Genomic DNA, 19,788 nt, shown 5'->3' with positions numbered 1-19,788 from the left:
ACACGTGCTCGACGTCAACTTCTTTGACGAACTGCGCATCGGCCTGGCGACCGCGGAGGACATCCGCGCGTGGAGCCACGGCGAGGTCAAGAAGCCCGAGACGATCAACTACCGCACCCTCAAGCCGGAGAAGGACGGACTCTTCTGCGAGAAGATCTTCGGCCCCACCCGCGACTGGGAGTGCTACTGCGGCAAGTACAAGCGCGTCCGGTTCAAGGGCATCATCTGTGAGCGCTGCGGCGTCGAGGTCACCCGCTCCGGCGTGCGCCGCGAGCGGATGGGTCACATCGAGCTGGCCGCCCCGGTCACCCACATCTGGTACTTCAAGGGCGTGCCCTCGCGCCTGGGGTACCTGCTCGACCTGGCTCCGAAGGACCTCGAGAAGGTCATCTACTTCGCGGCCTACATGATCACCTCCGTCGACGAAGACGCCCGCCACCGCGACCTGCCGTCGCTGGAGGCGCAGCTCGACGTCGAGAAGAAGGAGATCGAGAAGGCCCGCGACGCCGAGGTCGACTCCCGCGCCAAGCGCCTCGAGGGCGACCTGGCCGAGCTGGAGGCCGAGGGCGCCAAGGGCGACGTGCGCCGCAAGGTGCGCGAGTCGGCCGAGCGCGAGATGAACAACATCCGCAAGAAGGCCGACCAGCAGATCGAGCGTCTCGAGCAGGTCTGGGACCGGTTCAAGAACCTCAAGGTGCAAGACCTCGAGGGCGACGAGGTGCTCTACCGCGAGATGCGCATGCGCTACGGCCTCTACTTCGAGGGCGGCATGGGTGCGGCGGCGCTGCAGAAGCGCCTGGAGACCTTCGACCTGCAGGCCGAGGCCGCCTCGCTGCACGAGATCATCGCCACCGGCAAGGGCCAGAAGAAGACCCGCGCCATCAAGCGGCTGCGCGTCGTCACCGCGTTCCAGACGACGAGCAACAGCCCCATGGGCATGGTGCTCGACTGCGTGCCGGTCATCCCGCCGGACCTGCGCCCGATGGTGCAGCTCGACGGTGGCCGCTTCGCCACGTCCGACCTCAACGACCTGTACCGCCGCGTCATCAACCGCAACAACCGCCTCAAGCGGCTGCTCGACCTCGGCGCGCCCGAGATCATCGTCAACAACGAGAAGCGGATGCTGCAGGAGGCGGTCGACGCCCTCTTCGACAACGGCCGCCGCGGCCGCCCGGTCACCGGGCCGGGCAACCGCCCGCTGAAGTCGCTGAGCGACATGCTCAAGGGCAAGCAGGGCCGGTTCCGCCAGAACCTGCTCGGTAAGCGCGTCGACTACTCCGGCCGTTCGGTCATCGTCGTCGGCCCGACGCTGAAGCTGCACCAGTGCGGCCTGCCCAAGCAGATGGCGCTGGAGCTGTTCAAGCCGTTCGTCATGAAGCGCCTCGTCGACCTCGACCACGCGCAGAACATCAAGAGCGCCAAGCGCATGGTCGAGCGCGCCCGCCCGGCCGTGTGGGACGTGCTCGAAGAGGTCATCACCGAGCACCCGGTGCTGCTCAACCGCGCGCCGACGCTGCACCGCCTCGGCATCCAGGCGTTCGAGCCGCAGCTCGTGGAGGGCAAGGCCATCCAGCTGCACCCGCTCGTCTGCGGTGCGTTCAACGCCGACTTCGACGGCGACCAGATGGCCGTGCACGTGCCGCTGAGCGCCGAGGCGCAGGCCGAGGCCCGCATCCTCATGCTCAGCTCGAACAACATCCTCAAGCCGGCGGACGGACGCCCGGTGACCATGCCGTCTCAGGACATGATCATCGGCCTGTTCCACCTGACCAGCGAGGTGGAGACCGACGCCGACGCGCAGGAGCACCCGCGGGCGTTCGCCAGCATCGCCGAGGCGCGGATGGCCTTCGACGCCGGTGAGATCCGGCTCGGCACCCCGATCAAGGTGCGCCTGGCCGACTTCGTGCCCCCGGCCGGCTACGAGCTGCCCGAGGGCGTCGAGACCGGAGCCGACGGCGCCGTCTCCTCGATCGTCGTGACGACCACGCTGGGTCGCGCGATCTTCAACACGACGCTGCCGCTGGACTACCCGTTCGTCGACCAGGCCGTGGACAAGAAGCGCCTCTCGCTCATCGTCAACGACCTCGCCGAGCGGTACTCCAAGGTGCAGGTCGCGGCCAGCCTCGACGCGCTCAAGGAGGCCGGTTACTACTGGGCCACCCGTTCGGGCACGACCGTGGCGATCTCCGATGTCGTCACGCCCTCACGCAAGGGCGAGATCCTCGCCGGCTACGAGGGCAAGGCCGAGAAGGTGCAGGTGCAGTACGAGCGCGGTCTGATCACCGACGAGGAGCGCCGTCAGGAGCTCATCGAGATCTGGACCCAGGGCAGCGCCGAGGTCGCCAAGGAGATGGAGGCCAACTTCCCGCGGACGAACCCGATCTTCCGCATGGTCTCCTCCGGCGCCCGCGGTAACTGGTTCCAGCTGCGGCAGATCGCCGGCATGCGCGGCCTCATGGCCAACCCGAAGGGCGAGATCATCCCGCGCCCGATCAAGGCGAACTTCCGCGAGGGCCTGTCGGTGCTGGAGTTCTTCATCTCCACGCACGGCGCGCGAAAGGGTCTGGCCGATACCGCGCTGCGCACCGCCGACTCCGGTTACCTCACGCGTCGACTCGTCGACGTCAGCCAGGACGTCATCATCCGCGAGGACGACTGCGGCACCGAGCGCGGCCTGACGCTGCCGATCGCGGTGCGCAAGTCCGACGGCACGCTGGCGCCGCACGACGACGTCGAGGCCGCGGTCTACGCCCGCACCCTCGCCGAAGACGTCGTGCACGACGGCGAGACCCTCGTGGAGGCGGGCGCCGACCTCGGTGACGTCGTCATCGGGGCCCTGGTCGCCGCGGGCGTCGAGGCGGTCAAGGTGCGCTCCGTGCTCACCTGCGACAGCCACGTCGGCACGTGCGCCAAGTGCTACGGGCGCAGCCTGGCCACCGGCAAGCTCGTCGACATCGGCGAGGCCGTCGGCATCATCGCGGCCCAGTCGATCGGTGAGCCCGGCACCCAGCTGACGATGCGGACCTTCCACACCGGTGGTGTGGCCGGCGACGACATCACGCAGGGTCTGCCGCGTGTGGTCGAGCTGTTCGAGGCCCGCACCCCCAAGGGTGTCGCGCCGATCGCAGAGGCGACCGGCCGGGTCACGATCGAGGAGACCGACAAGGCCCGCCGCATCCTGCTCACCCCGGACGACGGCTCCGACGAGCACGCCTACCCGGTCAGCAAGCGCTCGCGCCTGCTGGTCTCCGAGGGCGAGCACATCGAGGTCGGCACCAAGCTCGTGCAGGGCGCCATCGACCCCAAGCAGGTGCTGCGCATCCTCGGCCCGCGGGCCGTGCAGATGCACCTGGTCGACGAGGTGCAGAACGTGTACCGCCAGCAGGGTGTGTCGATCCACGACAAGCACATCGAGGTCATCGTGCGCCAGATGCTGCGGCGCGTGACGATCATCGAGGCCGGCGACGCCGACCTGCTGCCCGGCTCCATGGCCGAGCGCGGTCACTTCGAGACCGAGAACCGTCGGGTCGTCGCCGAGGGCGGCCGGCCCGCCTCCGGTCGGCCGGAGCTCATGGGTATCACCAAGGCCTCGCTGGCCACGGACAGCTGGCTGTCGGCGGCCTCCTTCCAGGAGACGACGCGGGTGCTCACGGACGCGGCGATCCACGCCAAGTCCGACCCGCTGCTGGGCCTGAAGGAGAACGTCATCCTCGGAAAGCTCATCCCGGCCGGTACGGGCCTGCCCCGCTACCGCAACGTGCGGGTCGAGCCCACCGAAGAGGCCAAGGCCGCGATGTACTCGATGCCCGACTACCAGCAGTACGACTACTCGGCCTTCGGGCCGGGCTCCGGCGAGGCCGTGCGCCTCGACGACGCCACCCTCGGCCTCGACAGCTGAGCGAGTCGCCCGCGTTGCCACGAAGGGCCGGTCACCCCGCGGGGGTGACCGGCCCTTCGCCGTGCGGTGCTCCGAGCGGGAGCAGCGTCCAACGCGTCTCTCGTGTCCCCGGCGGCCCTGGCGTCTCTGCGAGGAGACGGGACACCGCCTCCGCGTCCGGGACACCCGTTGATCGACCGGACACCTGCGATCGCGGGTGTCCGGTGGAGGAACGCGTGCCCGGGCGATCCGGCGGTGTCCCGTCGCCGCGCCGGGTAGACGCCCGCGGCGAACGCCCTCACCCGGGCCTCAGGGGCCTCAGGGGCCTCAGGGGCCTCAGACTCAGGGGCCTCGGGGGGCCTCGGACTCACCAGCGCCTCACCACAAGGGCGGGGGGAGCGGGCTCAGCGCGGCAGGTCGGCCGACCCGGTCGTGCGCACGGGGGAGTCGGTGCCGGCGGCGGCGCGCACGATGCCGGAGCGCACGAGGCCCCGGGTCGACAGGGCCGCGTAGGCGACCCAGGCGCAGATGCCGATGAACTTGGCGCCGTCCTCGGCCCATATCGCCAGGCCGCCGCCGCCGGGGCTGCCGAGCAGTTCGTAACCCTTGTCGATGACCACCGAGGTGCCGAGGAAGGCCACCGCGAGCAGCAAGAAGAGCCACGCGCTGCGGGCGATCTCGTGCCGGAACACCGCGGCGTAGGCGAGCACCGCGACGAGGATGCCGGCGTACACCGCCTCCTCGGGAATGCCGATCGAGGGCAGCAACTCCTCGTGCAACGTGAACGCGTCGTCGATCGCGAGATACCCGGTGAGTAGCGCGGAGGCGGTCAAGAAGGCCGCGTCGCGCCGCCCCAGCCGGTCGTACAGCAGGCAGGCGCCCATGAGGAACATGCCGACGGCCGCCGCCCAGCACATCACCCCCAGCGTGGAGACCAGACCGTAGTAGCCGGGCACGTGGCCCAGCGTCGTCGGCTCGGTCGTCAGGTGCTCGATCGGCGTGCCGACCGTGGCGCGGGCGACGGCGACGCCGCCGACCACGACGAGCGCGGGCACGAAGGTGTAGGCGAAGGTGCGCGCTCCGACCCGCTCGGAGCCGGTGCCCGGAAGACGGCGCATGACAAAATCCCCCTGATAATCCCCAACACCCGGGGGCGAGCGCCGACCCGGGAATATCGCCCCCTGGCGATCCGTTCAGCGTAGCGAAGCGTCACTGTGGGTTCCCGCGACATTCATCTGCCAGACGCTTTCGTGGCTCGATATGTGACACGGTTCGCCCACCGCGACCGCCGTTCCCGCCTCCGACCTGGCCCTCGGACGCGTGGATTTGGAACCGGTTCCTGCCGCCCGGTAATGTGGAAGGGCATGTCTTGGGTGCACCCTGCCCGGGTTGAGACCGCGAACGATCCGGTCTCACCGAGTCGGGACCGCGACGGACATGTCCTCTCGCCGGGCAGCCGGTCGGATCGGACCGCGCGTTTTCACGTGCGTTCGCCCGCTCGGAAGTGCAGGGGGGAGCACCCGGCGCCGCCAGCGGCGCGCGGGCAGACCAAGGAGGCCGACCGTCCACGTTCGGCCGATCACCACACGAAGTAAACGGAGAATGCGTGCCCACCATCAACCAGCTCGTCCGTAAGGGGCGCCAGGACAAGGCCGCCAAGGCCAAGACCCCGGCCCTCAAGGGCAGCCCGCAGCGCCGCGGCGTGTGCACCCGCGTGTACACGACCACGCCCAAGAAGCCGAACTCGGCCCTGCGCAAGGTCGCCCGCGTCAAGCTCACCTCGGGCATCGAGGTGACCGCCTACATTCCGGGCGTCGGTCACAACCTGCAGGAGCACTCGATCGTGCTCGTGCGCGGCGGCCGCGTGAAGGACCTGCCGGGCGTTCGCTACAAGATCATCCGTGGCTCCCTCGACACGCAGGGCGTGCGGAACCGCCAGCAGGCGCGTTCCCGCTACGGCGCGAAGAAGGAGAAGAAGTAATGCCGCGTAAGGGACCGGCCCCCAAGCGGCCGCTCGTCGTCGACCCGGTCTACGGGTCCCCGCTGGTCACCCAGCTGGTCAACAAGATCCTCCTCGACGGCAAGAAGTCGATCGCGGAGCGCATCGTGTACGGCGCCCTCGAGGGTTGCCGGCAGAAGACCGGCACCGACCCGGTCGTCACGCTCAAGCGGGCGCTCGACAACGTCAAGCCTACCCTCGAGGTGCGCAGCCGCCGCGTCGGTGGCGCCACCTACCAGGTGCCCGTCGAGGTGCGCGCCGGCCGCAGCACGACGCTGGCGCTGCGCTGGCTCGTGGGCTACGCCCGGCAGCGTCGTGAGAAGACGATGACCGATCGTCTGATGAACGAGATCCTCGACGCCAGCAACGGCCTGGGCGCAGCGGTCAAGCGCCGCGAAGACACCCACAAGATGGCCGAGTCCAACAAGGCCTTCGCGCACTACCGCTGGTAAGCCTGCACCCCATGGCGCCAGGTCGGCGGGGTCGGTGCTGCGCACCGCCCCCGCCGGCAGCCCACGGACCTGCCGGACCGACTCCGGCCCGGCACCCCAATTCGACGAGACGAGAGCGATAAAGCTAGTGGCACTCGATGTCCTGACCGACCTGAAGAAGGTCCGCAACATCGGCATCATGGCGCACATCGACGCCGGCAAGACCACGGTGACCGAGCGCATCCTCTTTTACACCGGGATCAACTACAAGATCGGCGAGACGCACGACGGCGCCTCGACGATGGACTGGATGGAGCAGGAGGCGGAGCGCGGCATCACGATCACGTCGGCCGCGACGACATGCTTCTGGAAGGACCACCAGATCAACATCATCGACACGCCCGGCCACGTGGACTTCACCGTCGAGGTGGAGCGCTCGCTGCGCGTGCTCGACGGCGCCGTCGCGGTCTTCGACGGCAAGGAGGGCGTCGAGCCCCAGTCCGAGACCGTGTGGCGGCAGGCGGACAAGTACAACGTGCCGCGCATCTGCTTCGTCAACAAGATGGACAAGCTCGGCGCCGACTTCTACTACACCGTGCAGACGATCAAGGACCGCCTCGGCGCGGAGCCGCTGGTCATGCAGCTGCCGATCGGTGCTGAGAGCGAGTTCACCGGCGTCGTCGATCTGCTGACGATGAAGGCGTTCGTCTGGGCCGGCGAGGTCCAGAAGGGCGAGGACTACGACATCCAGGACATCCCGGCCGACCTGCAGGAGCGGGCCGAGGAGTACCGCAACCACCTGGTCGAGCGCGTGGCCGAGGCCGACGACGAACTGACGATGAAGTACCTGGAGGGCGAGGAGCTCACGCTCACCGAGCTCCAGGCCGGCGTGCGCAAGCTGACGATCGCCGGCGAGGTCTACCCGGTGTTCTGCGGCTCGGCGTTCAAGAACAAGGGCGTGCAGCCCATGCTCGACGCGGTGCTGGCGTACCTGCCGAACCCGATGGACGTCGAGAGCATCAAGGGTCACGACCCCAAGGACGAGGAGAAGATCATCGAGCGTCACGCCGATGCCTCCGAGCCCTTCGCGGCCCTCGCGTTCAAGGTCGTCTCGCACCCGTTCTTCGGCCGTCTCACCTACGTGCGCGTGTACTCCGGACACATCGAGGCGGGCCAGCCGGTCTACAACTCGACCAAGCAGAAGCGCGAGCGCATCGGCAAGCTCTTCCAGATGCACGCCAACAAGGAGAACCCGGTGACCTCGGTCTCCGCGGGCCACATCTACGCGATGATCGGCCTCAAGGACACCACCACCGGCGACACGCTCAGCGACATGAACAACCACGTCGTGCTCGAGTCGATGACGTTCCCGGAGCCGGTCATCAACGTGGCCATCGAGCCCAAGACCAAGGGCGACCAGGAGAAGCTGTCGACCGCGATCCAGAAGCTGGCCGAGGAAGACCCGACCTTCCAGGTCGAGCTCGACCAGGAGACCGGCCAGACGATCATCAAGGGCATGGGCGAGCTGCACCTCGACATCCTCGTCGACCGGATGCGGCGTGAGTTCAAGGTCGAGGCCAACGTCGGCAAGCCGCAGGTGGCCTACCGCGAGACGATTCGTCGTCCCGTGGAGAAGTACGACTACACGCACAAGAAGCAGACCGGTGGTTCGGGCCAGTACGCGAAGGTGCAGATCACCTTCGAGCCGCTGGACACCGCCGAGGGTGCGATGTACGAGTTCGACAACAAGGTCACCGGTGGCCGCATCCCGCGGGAGTACATCCCGTCGGTCGACCACGGCATCCAGGACGCCCTCGGCGTCGGTGTGCTCGCCGGCTACCCGATGGTCGGCATCAAGGCGACGCTGCTCGACGGCGCGTACCACGACGTCGACTCCTCGGAGATGGCGTTCAAGATCGCCGGTTCGATGGCCACCAAGGAGGCCCTGCGCAAGGCCGACCCGGTGCTGCTCGAGCCGATGATGGCCGTTGAGGTGCGCACGCCCGAGGAGTACATGGGCGACGTCATCGGCGACATCAACTCCCGCCGTGGGCAGATCCAGTCCATGGAGGACATCAGCGGCGCGAAGATCGTTCGCGCGCTCGTGCCGCTGTCGGAGATGTTCGGGTACGTTGGCGACCTTCGGTCCAAGACCCAGGGTCGCGCCAACTACACGATGCAGTTCGACTCCTACGCGGAGGTTCCCCGGAACGTCGCGGACGAGATCGTCAAGAAGATGCGAGGCGAGTGAGGCGGGTACACTCACCCGCTGATGCTCTTCACGTAAGTATCAAACCCCAACGCAGCTGCGCCCCACCTCGGGTTGTGGCTCGTAACAACCCCAGTCCAACAGGAGGACACCAGTGGCGAAGGCGAAGTTCGAGCGGACCAAGCCGCACGTCAACATCGGCACCATCGGTCACATCGACCACGGCAAGACGACGCTGACGGCTGCGATCACCAAGGTTCTGCACGACAAGTACCCGGACCTGAACCCCTTCACGCCGTTCGACCAGATCGACAAGGCGCCGGAGGAGAAGCAGCGCGGTATCACGATCTCCATCGCGCACGTCGAGTACCAGACCGAGAGCCGTCACTACGCTCACGTCGACTGCCCCGGTCACGCCGACTACGTGAAGAACATGATCACGGGTGCGGCGCAGATGGACGGCGCCATCCTCGTGGTGGCCGCCACCGACGGCCCGATGCCGCAGACGAAGGAGCACGTGCTCCTGGCCCGCCAGGTGGGCGTGCCCTACATCGTCGTCGCGCTCAACAAGGCCGACATGGTCGACGACGAGGAGATCATGGAGCTCGTCGAGATGGAGGTCCGCGAGCTGCTGTCGCAGTACGAGTTCCCGGGCGACGACGTTCCGGTCGTCAAGGTCTCCGCGCTCAAGGCCCTTGAGGGCGACGAGGAGTGGAGCAAGACCGTTCTCGAGCTCATGGACGCCGTCGACGAGGCGATCCCGCAGCCGGAGCGCGACATCGACAAGCCGTTCCTCATGCCCGTCGAGGACGTCTTCACGATCACCGGTCGTGGCACGGTCGTCACCGGCCGTATCGAGCGTGGCGTGCTGAAGGTCAACGAGGAGGTCGAGATCGTCGGCATCCGCGAGAAGTCGGCCAAGACCACCGTCACCGGCATCGAGATGTTCCGCAAGCTGCTCGACGAGGGTCGTGCGGGCGAGAACGTCGGCCTGCTGCTTCGTGGCATCAAGCGCGAGGACGTCGAGCGCGGCCAGGTCGTCTGCAAGCCGGCTTCGATCACCCCGCACACCGAGTTCGAGGGCCAGGTCTACATCCTGTCCAAGGACGAGGGCGGCCGGCACACGCCGTTCTACGACAACTACCGTCCGCAGTTCTACTTCCGGACCACGGACGTGACGGGTGTCGTGCACCTGCCCGAGGGCACCGAGATGGTCATGCCCGGTGACAACACCGACATGAAGGTCGACCTCATCCAGCCGATCGCGATGGAGGAGGGCCTGAAGTTCGCGATCCGCGAGGGCGGCCGCACCGTCGGCGCCGGCCGGGTCACCAACATCATCAAGTGATCCGAGCGCCCTCGCGGGCGCGGGACCACCACGACGGGGGTCCGAGCTTCGGCTCGGGCCCCCTCGGCATGTCAGGGTGTGCGAACAGCACGGGAGCAGGAGGCAGCAGTGACGCAGCATTCGGCCGGCCGCGGCTTCGAGCGCTCGACGAGTTTGGCGGCAGCGCTGGCGGCGACCCGCGACGACGACGCGGGCGAGGTGGAGGTGCCGACCAGCGACCTCGCCTGTACGGACCCGGAACGGTTCGGGGTGGCGCTGGCCACCGTCGACGGCGGGCTGTTCAGCGCCGGCGATGCCACCGCGCAGTTCACCATCCAATCGATCTCCAAGGCGCTGGTCTACGCGATGGCGATCGACGAGTGCGGCTGGAGCCGGGTCATCGAGATGGTCGACGTCGAGCCGTCGGGGGAGGCCTTCAACCGGATCTCCATCGAGGAGAAGTCGAACCGGCCCGACAACCCGATGATCAACGCGGGCGCGATGACGATCCACGCGCTCATCGGCGGCCCCGGAGCCGACGCGGACGACCGCGCCGAACGGATCGTGCGCATGCTGTCGCGGGCCGCCGGTCGGCAGCTGGAGGTCGACGCGCAGACGCACGAGGCGGAGCTCGACGGGGCGGACCGCAATCTCGCGATCGCGCACATGCTGCGGAGCCTGGAGATCCTGCCCGACGATCCGCGCGACGTCGTCGACGGGTTCCTGCGCCAGTGCGCGGTGCTCGTCGATGCGCAGGATCTCGCGCTGATGGGCGCGACGCTGGCGAACTGCGGGGCGCACCCGCTGACCGGGGAGCGGGTCTTCTCGGCGGAAGCGGCCCGGCTGACGATGTCGGTGATGATCACGTGCGGCATGTACAGCTCCGCCGGTGACTGGACGACGAGCGTCGGCCTGCCCGCCAAGAGCGGCGTCGCCGGTGGCATCCTCGGCGCGCTGCCCGGCTGCCTCGGCATCGGGTCGTTCTCGCCGCGCCTGGACCGCCACGGCAACAGCGTGCGCGGCCAGGAGCTGCTCGCCCGCCTCGCCGACGAACTCGACCTGCACCTGCTCGACCCCGACCACTGGAGCCCCACCGCCCGCTGGCGCTCGCTGGCGTGAGCCGGCTCAGCTGACCCTGCCGGTCGCCGGCGCTCAGGCGGGTCGTCGCGACCCCTGTGGATAACCCCACGGTCGCGCCACCACAACCGGGCAGGCTGGACCGGGTGACGAACGGGAGGGACCATGAGTGTCGTGAGCGTCATGAGCGAGGACACGGCAACCGGGCCGACCCCCACGCGGGGCCTGCGCCTGCCGTGGGGCCGGGAGCTGACGCGCGCCGACCTGGCGACGATGCCCGATGACGGTCACCGGTACGAGCTCGTCGACGGGGTGCTCATCGTGAGCCCGTCACCCCGCCTGCGGCATCAGCGGGCCGCCAAGGCCCTTCTGTCGGCACTGGAGCGATCGTGCCCGGCCGACCTGGAGGTGCTGTTCGCGCCGTTCGATGTCGTGCTCGCACAGGACAGTGTGCTGATTCCCGATCTCATCGTGGCCCGCCGCGACGATCTCACCGAGGTCAATCTGCCGACGGCACCGGTGCTCGCCGCTGAGGTGCTGTCGCCGTCGACGCGACGCGTCGACCTCACGCTCAAACGCAGCCGGCTCGAGGCTGCGGGCTGCGAGCACTACTGGGTGGTCGATCCCGACGTGCCCTCGGTGCTCGCCTGGCGCCTCGTGGCCGGCGAGTACGTGGAGGCGGCCCGGGCCACCGGCTCCGAACCGCTCGTCGTCGATGCCCCCTACCCGATCCGGATCGTACCGGCCGACCTGGGCGCGTGACGCGACTGGGAGTGACGCGCCTGCTGACGGCGCTGACGGGGCTTGTGGTGGCCCTGGCGGGTTGCGCCTCGGCCTCCCCACCGGGGTCGGGTCCGGCCGGCCGGAGCGCGACGACGACGCGCCCCACCGCGACGGCAACGCACACGACCGCGACGCCGGCGCCGCTCCCGCCGCCCGGCCAACGAGTCGAGTCGGTGCGCTGGACCACTCGCGGGGGACGGGCGAGCCTGACCGTCGTGCCGTCGGCGTGGCAGCGCGCGCACCCCGACGAGGCGTCGATCGAGGCGGCTTGGGAGGAGATCGTGCGGCTCACCCCGCGCGCCGATCAGCCGGGGATGCGCGACCAGTACGCCTGCCGCGTGCGGTTCGTGCCCACCAAGGAGGAGTTCCATCTCGAACCGTGGCGCCCCGCGGTCGGTTATCCGCGCACCGTCGCGCAGGGCTGCAACCCGGGGGAGCGCAAGGACCTCGGCTGATGGGCCCGCGCCTGTGGATAACCTCGGGGTGTCCGGCCCCGGATGGGGCAGGGTGGACCGTGTGCAGACCAGGAGGCACGATGGCTCCCATGACAGCAGCCGCACCCGGCCCGTCCGGCGCCGCGGGCTCGGCAGGCCCCGCGGGCCTGCCGTGGGGCCGTGCGTTGACCTACGACGACCTCGCTGGACTGCCCGATGACGGACACCGTTACGAACTCGTCGACGGGGTGCTCATCGTGAGCCCGTCGCCGCGGATGCTGCATCAACGTGCCGTCGGCAACCTATATCTGCGGCTGCGCGACGCGTGCCCGGCGGAGTTGGAGGTCTTCCTGGCGCCCTTCGACGTCGTGCTGGCCCGCGACACCGTGCTCGAACCCGACCTACTCGTCGCGCGCCGGGCCGACCTCACCGAGCGCAATCTGCCGGCGGTGCCGGTGCTGGCCGTGGAGGTGCTCTCGCCCTCCACCCGGCGGTTCGACCTGCTGCTCAAACGCAGCCGGCTCGAGGCCGCGGGGTGTGAGCACTACTGGGTCGTCGACCCCGACGAACCGTCGGTGCTCGCCTGGCGACTCGACGACGGAAGGTATGCGGAGGCGTCCCGCGCCGCCGGCGACGAACCCTTCGTCGTGCGCGACCCGTATCCCGTCTCGTTCGTGCCCACCGAGCTCGTGGCGTGAGGGCGCCGGGATGACCGACCCGCACCGGGTGCTCGCCTCCACCGACAGCTCCGCCTACACCTCGCTGCTCCAGCGACCCGTGACGCGGCGGGAGCGCTTCGAGCTGGGCAAGGCGCTGCGCAAGGACGTGCCCCGCCGCAGCCTCGGCGAATGGAGCCCGCCGCCGGCGCGCCCCGACCCCGTCGACCTCATCACCGCCTCCCACGCGGGGCGGCGCGAGGACCTCGTGCGGGTGCGGGTGGCCCGGATGATGTCCAGCCCGTACGGCTTCCTGCGTGGCAGCGCGGTCGTCATGGCCTGGGATGTCGCGCACCTGCCGGCCACCGGCATCACGCCCGTCGTGTGCGGTGACGCGCACCTGGGCAACTTCGGGTTCTACGGCTCGCCCGAAGGCGAACTCGTCATCGACCTCAACGACTTCGACGAGGCGCACCCCGGGGCCTGGGAATGGGACCTGCGGCGGCTCACCGCCTCCATTCATGTCGCGGGCCGGGAGAACGGCGTGGGGGAGGACGACTGCGCGCAGGCCGTGCGCAGTTGCGTGCACGCCTACCGAGACGAGGTGCGTTTTCTTGCCGAGGAGCCGCTGCTGCGGCGCTCGTACAACCGCCTCGACGTGGAGCGGCTGCACGAGACCGTCACCGAGGCGAGCCTGCGCGACGAGATCGCGCGCGCGGTCAAGAAGGCCCGCAAGAAGACGAGCGACCGCGTGCTGCCCCGGTTCACCCGCGAATCCGCCGACGGGCGCCGGATCGTCACCGAGCCACCGCTGATCACCCCGCTGCCGGAGGCCGAGTACGAGCAGGTGGCGGTCGCCCTCGACGGCTACCTGGAGACGCTCAGCCCGCACTGGCGGCGCGCGGTCGGCGGGTACACGATCGTCGACATCGCGCACAAGGTCGTCGGAGTCGGCAGTGTCGGGCTGCGGGCCTACGTCGCGCTGCTTGAGGGCAGCGACCCCGACGACGTGCTGTTCCTGCAGCTCAAGGAGGCCCGTCGCTCGGTACTCGCGCAGTACGTGCACGGCGACTCGGTGTGGCACGACCACCAGGGCCAGCGAGTGGTGGAGTACCAGCAGGCCCTGCAGACCGTCTCCGACCCTTTGCTCGGCTGGGCCACCGTGGGCGACCTCGCCTGCTACGTGCGCCTGTTCCGCAATCAGAAGGGCACGGTGCCGCTGGATTCCCTCGACCCCGCGGCCCTGTGCGACTACGCCGGCATCGTCGGGCACCTGCTCGCCAAGGGGCACGCCCGCACCTCGGGCGCCTCGATGATCGCCGGCTACCTCGGCAAGGGCAGACGGTTCGCCACCGCCATGGCCCGCTTCGCCCGGCTCTACGCCGATCAGACGGAGGCCGATCACGCGCGCTTCGTCGACGCGGTTCGCCGAGGGCGCCTGCCGGTCGACGAGAGCCTCGTGGCCGGATCGGCCTTCCGGCCCTGACCCCCGCACGCCACACCTGCGTCACGCCTGCCTCGGCGCCTGCCCCGAGGGCCCCCAGGCGGGGGGGGAGCCGGGCGGATTTGAGGTCGGACCCGGGCGTCTGGCACTATAGAGCAGTTGCTTGACGCGTGGATAAGGCCTGATGCCTGCACCACAGTCCCTCGCACGAGGTTACTAGCACCTCGGATCGAGTTCGCGAGACCAGCCGGAGACCACTCCGTCCGCGTCGCGAACCGGCCCGCGGAACCGGTGCCTCGCGACGTGGAAGCGCAAGCTCCGGTTCATCGACCACCGACTAGCCGTCGGCCCGCGACCCAGCAGGGAGCGGCGGGACGACAGGGTAGGCGGGGTTTTGTGTGTGCACGACTATGTCCGCACACCGCGACACACCCGAGCGCGTGGGTCGGAGCCGGTCCGAAGAGAACGACGAGAGAGAGTCGAACGAAGCGATGGCGGGACAGAAGATCCGCATCCGGCTGAAGTCGTACGACCACGAGGTCATCGACAGCTCGGCGCGCAAGATTGTCGACACCGTGACCCGCGCGGGCGCGACGGTGGTCGGCCCGGTGCCGCTGCCGACGGAGAAGAACGTCTTCGTCGTCATCCGGTCGCCGCACAAGTACAAGGACAGCCGCGAGCACTTCGAGATGCGCACGCACAAGCGCCTCATCGACATCGTGGACCCGACGCCGAAGGCGGTGGACTCGCTCATGCGACTCGACCTGCCGGCCGACGTCAACATCGAAATCAAGCTGTAAGTCCCAGGCAGCGAGCAGGAGTAGAGCGACATGACTTCGACACGCGAACGCGCCGTCAAGGGACTCTTGGGCACCAAGCTCGGCATGACCCAGGTGTGGGACGCCGACAACCGCCTCGTCCCGGTGACGGTCATCCAGGCGGGTCCCTGCGTCGTCACGCAGGTCCGCGACGCGCAGACCGACGGCTACGACGCCGTCCAGATCGCCTTCGGCGCGATCGACCCGCGCAAGGTCAACAAGCCGATGACGGGCCACTTCGAGAGGGCCGGGGTGTCCCCGCGCCGCCACCTCGTCGAGCTGCGCACGTCCGACGCCGGTGAGTTCAGCCTCGGCCAGGAGCTCACCGTCGAGACGTTCGAGAACGGCCAGAAGGTCGACGTGGCCGGCACCACCAAGGGCAAGGGCTTCGCCGGTGTGATGAAGCGACACGGCTTCTCCGGCGTCGGCGCCTCCCACGGTGCGCACCGTAACCACCGCAAGCCGGGCTCCATCGGCGGCTGCGCGACCCCGGGTCGCGTCTACAAGGGTCAGCGCATGGCCGGCCGTATGGGCGGCGAGCGCCAGACCACTCAGAACCTGACGATCCACGCCGTGGACGCCGAGCGCGGCCTGCTGCTGCTCAAGGGCGCCGTTCCCGGCCCGCGCGGCGGCATCGTCCTCGTCCGCACCGCTGCCAAGGGGGCCTGAGTCGTGACGACCATCGACATCCTCGACACGAAGGGTGCCGCCGGCGGTTCGATCGAACTGCCCGCCGACATCTTCGACGTCCAGACCAACGTGCCGCTGATCCACCAGGTCGTCGTCGCCCAGCTGGCGGCGGCCCGGCAGGGCACGCACGCCACCAAGACCCGCGGCCAGACCCGCGGCGGTGGCCGCAAGCCGTACCGGCAGAAGGGCACCGGCCGCGCCCGCCAGGGCTCGGTCCGCGCGCCGCAGTTCGCCGGCGGTGGCGTCGTGCACGGCCCGCAGCCGCGCGACTACAGCCAGCGCACCCCGAAGAAGATGAAGGCCGCCGCTCTGCGTGGGGCCCTCTCGGACCGCGCCCGGCACGGTCGCATCCACGCTCTGTCCGCGGTCATCGACGGCCAGACCCCCTCCACCAAGGCGGCCCGCGGGCTGCTGGAGAAGGTCAGCGAGCGGCGCAACCTGCTCGTGGTGCTCAAGCGCAGCGACGAGGGTGGCGCGCTGTCGGTGCGCAACCTGCCCAACGTGCACCTGCTGTGGGCCGACCAGCTGAACACCTACGACGTGCTGTGCGCAGACGACATCGTCTTCACGGAGGGCGCGCTGCGTTCCTTCATCTCCGCCGCCGGCGCGAGCAAGGAGGCCGTGAAGTGAACCTCAACAAGAACCCGCGCGACGTCATCCTCGCCCCGGTCGTTTCGGAGAAGTCCTACGGACTGCTCGACGAGGGCAAGTACACCTTCCTGGTCGACCCGCGCGCCAACAAGACCGAGATCAAGATCGCCGTGGAGAAGGTCTTCGGCGTCAAGGTCGACTCGGTCAACACCCTGAACCGTCAGGGCAAGTCGCGGCGCACGCGGTTCGGCACCGGCAAGCGCAAGGACACCAAGCGCGCGATCGTCACGCTGCGCGAGGGCACGATCGACATCTTCGGGGCTTCGGCCTAACGGCCGGCGAAGTCGTCGAAAGACAGGACATTTCAGATGGGTATCCGCAAGTACAAGCCGACGACCCCGGGTCGTCGCGGCAGTTCCGTCGCCGACTTCGTCGAGGTGACGCGCTCGGAGCCGGAGAAGTCGCTCGTGCGTCCGCTCGCCAAGACCGGTGGTCGTAACAACGCCGGCCGCATCACGACCCGCCACATCGGCGGCGGCCACAAGCGCGCCTACCGCGTCATCGACTTCCGTCGTCACGACAAGGACGGCGTGCCGGCCAAGGTCGCGCACATCGAGTACGACCCCAACCGCACGGCGCGCATCGCGCTGCTGCACTACGCCGACGGCGAGAAGCGCTACATCCTCGCGCCGAACCGGCTCCGTCAGGGCGACCGCATCGAGAACGGCCCCGCGGCCGACATCAAGCCGGGCAACGCCCTGCCGCTGCGCAACATCCCGGTCGGCACCGTGGTGCACGCCATCGAGCTGCGCCCCGGTGGCGGCGCCAAGATCGCCCGGTCCGCCGGCGCCCGCGTGCAGCTCGTCGCCAAGGACGGCCCGTACGCCCAGCTGCGCATGCCGTCCGGCGAGATCCGCAACGTCGACGTGCGCTGCCGCGCCACCGTCGGTGAGGTCGGCAACGCCGAGCAGAGCAACATCAACTGGGGCAAGGCGGGCCGCATGCGCTGGAAGGGCAAGCGCCCGACCGTCCGCGGTGTCGTCATGAACCCGGTCGACCACCCGCACGGTGGTGGCGAGGGTCGCACGTCCGGTGGCCGCAACCCGGTGAGCCCGTGGGGCCAGCCGGAGGGCCGCACCCGCCGGCCGAACAAGGAAAGCGACAAGCTCATCGTGCGTCGCCGTCGTACTGGCAAGAAGCGCTGATAAGGAGCCTGCCTAATGCCTCGTAGCCTGAAGAAGGGCCCCTTCATCGACGAGCACCTTCAGAAGAAGGTCGACGCTCAGAACGAAGCGGGCACGAAGAACGTCATCAAGACCTGGTCGCGTCGTTCGGTCATCGCGCCGGACTTCCTCGGTCACACCTTCGCCGTCCACGACGGCCGCAAGCACGTCCCGGTGTTCATCACCGAGTCGATGGTCGGCCACAAGCTCGGCGAGTTCGCCCAGACGCGCACCTTCAAGGGTCACGTGAAGGACGACAAGAAGGGTCGCCGCCGCTGAGGCGGTGGCGGTGATCTGACATGACTTCGAACACCACGCAAACCCAAGGGAGCACGATGGAAGCCAAGGCGCAGGCGCGGCACGTGCGTGTCACGCCGATGAAGGCGCGTCGCGTCGTGGACCTCGTCCGCGGCAAGAAGGCCGTCGACGCCCTGGCGATCCTGCAGTTCGCGCCGCAGTCCGCCAGTGAGCCGGTGCGCAAGGTCGTCGCGAGCGCGATGGCCAACGCCCGGGTCAAGGCCGACAAGGAGTCCCTGCCGTTCGACGAGCGCGACCTGGTCATCAGCGCCGCGTACGTCGACGAGGGCCCGACGATGAAGCGGTTCCAGCCGCGTGCGCAGGGGCGGGCCTACCGCATCAACAAGCGCACCAGCCACATCACGGTTTTCGTGAGCCAGCCGCAGAACAAGCAGGGAGGTACCCGCTGATGGGCCAGAAGGTCAACCCCACGGGATTCCGCCTGGGCATCACGACGGAGCACAAGAGCCGCTGGTTCGCCGACTCCACGAAGGACGGCCAGCGCTACCGCGACTACGTCAAGGAAGACGTGGCGATCCGCAAGCTCATGTCCACGGGCATGGAGCGCGCGGGCATCAGCCGCGTCGAGATCGAGCGCACTCGTGACCGCGTGCGCGTCGACATCCACACCGCCCGCCCCGGCATCGTCATCGGTCGCCGCGGCGCGGAGGCCGACCGCATCCGCGGCGAGCTCGAGAAGCTCACCGGCAAGCAGGTGCAGCTGAACATCCTCGAGGTCAAGAACCCCGAGATGGACGCGCAGCTGGTCGCCCAGGGCATCGCTGAGCAGCTGTCCGCCCGCGTGTCGTTCCGGCGCGCGATGCGCAAGGGGATGCAGTCCTCCGTGCGCGCCGGTGCCAAGGGAATCCGGGTGCAGGTTTCCGGTCGTCTCGGCGGCGCCGAGATGAGCCGCACCGAGTTCTACCGCGAGGGGCGCGTGCCGCTGCACACGCTGCGCGCGCAGATCGACTACGGCTTCTACGAGGCCCGCACGACCTTCGGCCGCATCGGCGTCAAGGTGTGGATCTACAAGGGCGACCTGACCGCCAAGGAGCTCGCGGCCCAGCAGGCCGCCGCCCCGGGCCGTCCGTCCCGTGGCCCGCGCGGAGACCGTAGCGACCGGCCGTCCCGCGGCCGCCGCGGCGGCGAGCGCGGTAGCGAGCGTCCGGCGCGCGGGGGTCGCAGCGACGAGCAAGGCGGTGCGCCCGCCGAGCAGACCGCTGCCGCTGCGCCGGCCGGCGTGGGCGCCGCAGCCAGTGAGGGAGAGCAGTCCTGATGTTGATTCCCCGTCGAGTCAAGCACCGTAAGCAGCACCACCCGAAGCGGTCGGGCGCTGCCAAGGGTGGCACCACGATCGCCTTCGGCGACTACGGCATCCAGGCCCTCGAGCCCGCCTACGTCACGAACCGGCAGATCGAGTCCGCCCGTATCGCGATGACCCGCTACATCAAGCGTGGCGGAAAGGTCTGGATCAACATCTACCCGGACCGCCCGCTGACCAAGAAGCCGGCCGAGACCCGGATGGGTTCCGGTAAGGGTTCGCCGGAGTGGTGGATCGCCAACGTCAAGCCCGGTCGTGTCATGTTCGAGCTGTCCGGCGTCTCCGAAGAGGTGGCCCGGGAAGCGATGCGACTGGCGATGCACAAGCTGCCGATGAAGTGCCGCTTCGTCCAGCGTGAAGGAGGGGACGTCTGATGGCCGTGGGAAGCAAGGACCTCGCACCGCAGGCGCTGCGCGAGCTGTCCGACGACAAGCTCGTGGACGAGCTCGGCAAGGCCAAGGCGGAGCTGTTCAACCTCCGTTTCCAGTCGGCCACCGGCCAGCTGGAGAACAGCTCGCGCCTCAAGGCGGTCCGCAAGGACATCGCGCGGATCTACACGATCATGCGCGAGCGCGAGCTGAACATCGGCGGCCAGAAGTCGGTGAAGTGAC

The 19,788-nt window shown here is 69.1% G+C and carries 21 protein-coding genes; 20 read left to right on the top strand and 1 reads right to left on the bottom strand.

The window, feature by feature from the left end:
* Positions 1–4 precede the first annotated feature (4 nt).
* The gene (locus tag PINTE_RS07080; RefSeq protein ID WP_068427892.1) at positions 5–3,898 is read left to right on the top strand and encodes a DNA-directed RNA polymerase subunit beta'; all 3,894 of its coding nucleotides are present in this window, start codon (positions 5–7) and stop codon (positions 3,896–3,898) included.
* A gap of 383 nt (positions 3,899–4,281) precedes the next feature.
* Here the strand turns inward: PINTE_RS07080 and PINTE_RS07075 are convergent, their stop codons facing one another.
* Positions 4,282–4,995, bottom strand: coding sequence for a DUF8692 domain-containing protein (locus PINTE_RS07075; protein ID WP_068427888.1), 714 nt, complete (start codon positions 4,993–4,995; stop codon positions 4,282–4,284).
* A 488-nt stretch (positions 4,996–5,483) separates the two neighbouring features.
* Between PINTE_RS07075 and rpsL the strand changes: the two genes are divergently transcribed.
* The 19 genes from rpsL (at position 5,484) to rpmC (ending at position 19,787) form a co-directional block, all read left to right on the top strand.
* Positions 5,484–5,858 carry a 30S ribosomal protein S12 gene (gene rpsL, locus PINTE_RS07070; RefSeq protein WP_068427885.1) on the top strand — a complete coding sequence of 125 codons (375 nt, stop codon included), beginning with the start codon at positions 5,484–5,486 and terminating at the stop codon, positions 5,856–5,858.
* Positions 5,858–6,328 carry a 30S ribosomal protein S7 gene (gene rpsG, locus PINTE_RS07065; protein WP_068427882.1) on the top strand — a complete coding sequence of 157 codons (471 nt, stop codon included), beginning with the start codon at positions 5,858–5,860 and terminating at the stop codon, positions 6,326–6,328. The genes rpsL and rpsG overlap by 1 nt, the downstream gene beginning before the upstream one ends.
* A 127-nt stretch (positions 6,329–6,455) precedes the next feature.
* Positions 6,456–8,558 (top strand): elongation factor G, encoded by a 2,103-nt coding sequence (gene fusA, locus PINTE_RS07060; protein ID WP_068427880.1) that lies wholly within the window; start codon positions 6,456–6,458, stop codon positions 8,556–8,558.
* Positions 8,559–8,670: 112 nt separating this feature from the next.
* A complete protein-coding gene (tuf, locus tag PINTE_RS07055) occupies positions 8,671–9,864 on the top strand; it encodes an elongation factor Tu (RefSeq protein ID WP_068427878.1) in 1,194 nt (397 codons plus the stop codon).
* A gap of 108 nt (positions 9,865–9,972) precedes the next feature.
* Positions 9,973–10,962 (top strand): glutaminase A, encoded by a 990-nt coding sequence (gene glsA / locus PINTE_RS07050; protein ID WP_068427875.1) that lies wholly within the window; start codon positions 9,973–9,975, stop codon positions 10,960–10,962.
* A 123-nt stretch (positions 10,963–11,085) separates the two neighbouring features.
* The gene (locus PINTE_RS07045; protein WP_084343339.1) at positions 11,086–11,682 is read left to right on the top strand and encodes a Uma2 family endonuclease; all 597 of its coding nucleotides are present in this window, start codon (positions 11,086–11,088) and stop codon (positions 11,680–11,682) included.
* Positions 11,683–11,876: 194 nt separating this feature from the next.
* Positions 11,877–12,158 carry a DUF2599 domain-containing protein gene (locus PINTE_RS22610; RefSeq protein ID WP_068427872.1) on the top strand — a complete coding sequence of 94 codons (282 nt, stop codon included), beginning with the start codon at positions 11,877–11,879 and terminating at the stop codon, positions 12,156–12,158.
* An 89-nt stretch (positions 12,159–12,247) separates the two neighbouring features.
* The gene (locus PINTE_RS07035; RefSeq protein ID WP_068427869.1) at positions 12,248–12,835 is read left to right on the top strand and encodes a Uma2 family endonuclease; all 588 of its coding nucleotides are present in this window, start codon (positions 12,248–12,250) and stop codon (positions 12,833–12,835) included.
* Between the two features lie 10 nt (positions 12,836–12,845).
* Positions 12,846–14,279 (top strand): DUF2252 domain-containing protein, encoded by a 1,434-nt coding sequence (locus PINTE_RS07030; protein WP_068427866.1) that lies wholly within the window; start codon positions 12,846–12,848, stop codon positions 14,277–14,279.
* A gap of 449 nt (positions 14,280–14,728) precedes the next feature.
* Positions 14,729–15,037 carry a 30S ribosomal protein S10 gene (gene rpsJ, locus PINTE_RS07025; protein ID WP_006502853.1) on the top strand — a complete coding sequence of 103 codons (309 nt, stop codon included), beginning with the start codon at positions 14,729–14,731 and terminating at the stop codon, positions 15,035–15,037.
* A gap of 30 nt (positions 15,038–15,067) precedes the next feature.
* Positions 15,068–15,724 carry a 50S ribosomal protein L3 gene (gene rplC / locus PINTE_RS07020; RefSeq protein WP_068427863.1) on the top strand — a complete coding sequence of 219 codons (657 nt, stop codon included), beginning with the start codon at positions 15,068–15,070 and terminating at the stop codon, positions 15,722–15,724.
* A gap of 3 nt (positions 15,725–15,727) precedes the next feature.
* On the top strand, positions 15,728–16,375 hold the full coding sequence (gene rplD, locus PINTE_RS07015) for a 50S ribosomal protein L4 (protein WP_068427860.1): 648 nt from the start codon (positions 15,728–15,730) through the stop codon (positions 16,373–16,375).
* The gene (gene rplW / locus PINTE_RS07010) at positions 16,372–16,668 is read left to right on the top strand and encodes a 50S ribosomal protein L23 (protein ID WP_068427858.1); all 297 of its coding nucleotides are present in this window, start codon (positions 16,372–16,374) and stop codon (positions 16,666–16,668) included. The genes rplD and rplW overlap by 4 nt, the downstream gene beginning before the upstream one ends.
* A gap of 36 nt (positions 16,669–16,704) precedes the next feature.
* Positions 16,705–17,541 carry a 50S ribosomal protein L2 gene (rplB, locus tag PINTE_RS07005; protein WP_068427855.1) on the top strand — a complete coding sequence of 279 codons (837 nt, stop codon included), beginning with the start codon at positions 16,705–16,707 and terminating at the stop codon, positions 17,539–17,541.
* A 15-nt stretch (positions 17,542–17,556) separates the two neighbouring features.
* Positions 17,557–17,838, top strand: coding sequence for a 30S ribosomal protein S19 (rpsS, locus tag PINTE_RS07000; protein WP_068427852.1), 282 nt, complete (start codon positions 17,557–17,559; stop codon positions 17,836–17,838).
* Between the two features lie 56 nt (positions 17,839–17,894).
* Positions 17,895–18,266: a 50S ribosomal protein L22 gene (gene rplV / locus PINTE_RS06995; RefSeq protein ID WP_068427850.1), complete on the top strand. Its 372-nt coding sequence runs from the start codon at positions 17,895–17,897 to the stop codon at positions 18,264–18,266.
* Complete coding sequence (rpsC, locus tag PINTE_RS06990; RefSeq protein WP_068427847.1) at positions 18,266–19,132, top strand: 30S ribosomal protein S3; 867 nt, start codon at positions 18,266–18,268, stop codon at positions 19,130–19,132. Before rplV ends, rpsC begins: the two co-directional genes overlap by 1 nt.
* Positions 19,132–19,551, top strand: a complete 420-nt coding sequence (gene rplP, locus PINTE_RS06985) for a 50S ribosomal protein L16 (RefSeq protein ID WP_068427844.1) — start codon at positions 19,132–19,134, stop codon at positions 19,549–19,551. The genes rpsC and rplP overlap by 1 nt, the downstream gene beginning before the upstream one ends.
* Positions 19,551–19,787: a 50S ribosomal protein L29 gene (gene rpmC / locus PINTE_RS06980; RefSeq protein ID WP_068427842.1), complete on the top strand. Its 237-nt coding sequence runs from the start codon at positions 19,551–19,553 to the stop codon at positions 19,785–19,787. Before rplP ends, rpmC begins: the two co-directional genes overlap by 1 nt.
* Position 19,788 lies beyond the last annotated feature (1 nt).

This window comes from Piscicoccus intestinalis NBRC 104926 (assembly GCF_001515525.1).
In the GTDB taxonomy this organism is placed as follows: Bacteria; Actinomycetota; Actinomycetes; order Actinomycetales; family Dermatophilaceae; genus Kineosphaera; species Kineosphaera intestinalis.
The sequence above is the reverse complement of the archived record's forward strand: the minus strand, read 5'-3'. Positions and strand labels throughout refer to the sequence as shown.

Bases quoted from the DNA above. Each gene is read 5' to 3' on its own strand.
- PINTE_RS07075 (WP_068427888.1), bottom strand. From the start codon at position 4,995: ATGCGCCGTCTTCCGGGCACCGGCTCCGAGCGGGTCGGAGCGCGCACC.
- rpsG (WP_068427882.1), top strand. From the start codon at position 5,858: ATGCCGCGTAAGGGACCGGCCCCCAAGCGGCCGCTCGTCGTCGACCCG.
- PINTE_RS07045 (WP_084343339.1), top strand. From the start codon at position 11,086: ATGAGTGTCGTGAGCGTCATGAGCGAGGACACGGCAACCGGGCCGACC.
- PINTE_RS07035 (WP_068427869.1), top strand. From the start codon at position 12,248: ATGACAGCAGCCGCACCCGGCCCGTCCGGCGCCGCGGGCTCGGCAGGC.
- PINTE_RS07030 (WP_068427866.1), top strand. From the start codon at position 12,846: ATGACCGACCCGCACCGGGTGCTCGCCTCCACCGACAGCTCCGCCTAC.
- rpsJ (WP_006502853.1), top strand. From the start codon at position 14,729: ATGGCGGGACAGAAGATCCGCATCCGGCTGAAGTCGTACGACCACGAG.
- rplC (WP_068427863.1), top strand. From the start codon at position 15,068: ATGACTTCGACACGCGAACGCGCCGTCAAGGGACTCTTGGGCACCAAG.
- rplB (WP_068427855.1), top strand. From the start codon at position 16,705: ATGGGTATCCGCAAGTACAAGCCGACGACCCCGGGTCGTCGCGGCAGT.
- rpsS (WP_068427852.1), top strand. From the start codon at position 17,557: ATGCCTCGTAGCCTGAAGAAGGGCCCCTTCATCGACGAGCACCTTCAG.
- rplV (WP_068427850.1), top strand. From the start codon at position 17,895: ATGGAAGCCAAGGCGCAGGCGCGGCACGTGCGTGTCACGCCGATGAAG.
- rpsC (WP_068427847.1), top strand. From the start codon at position 18,266: ATGGGCCAGAAGGTCAACCCCACGGGATTCCGCCTGGGCATCACGACG.
- rplP (WP_068427844.1), top strand. From the start codon at position 19,132: ATGTTGATTCCCCGTCGAGTCAAGCACCGTAAGCAGCACCACCCGAAG.
- rpmC (WP_068427842.1), top strand. From the start codon at position 19,551: ATGGCCGTGGGAAGCAAGGACCTCGCACCGCAGGCGCTGCGCGAGCTG.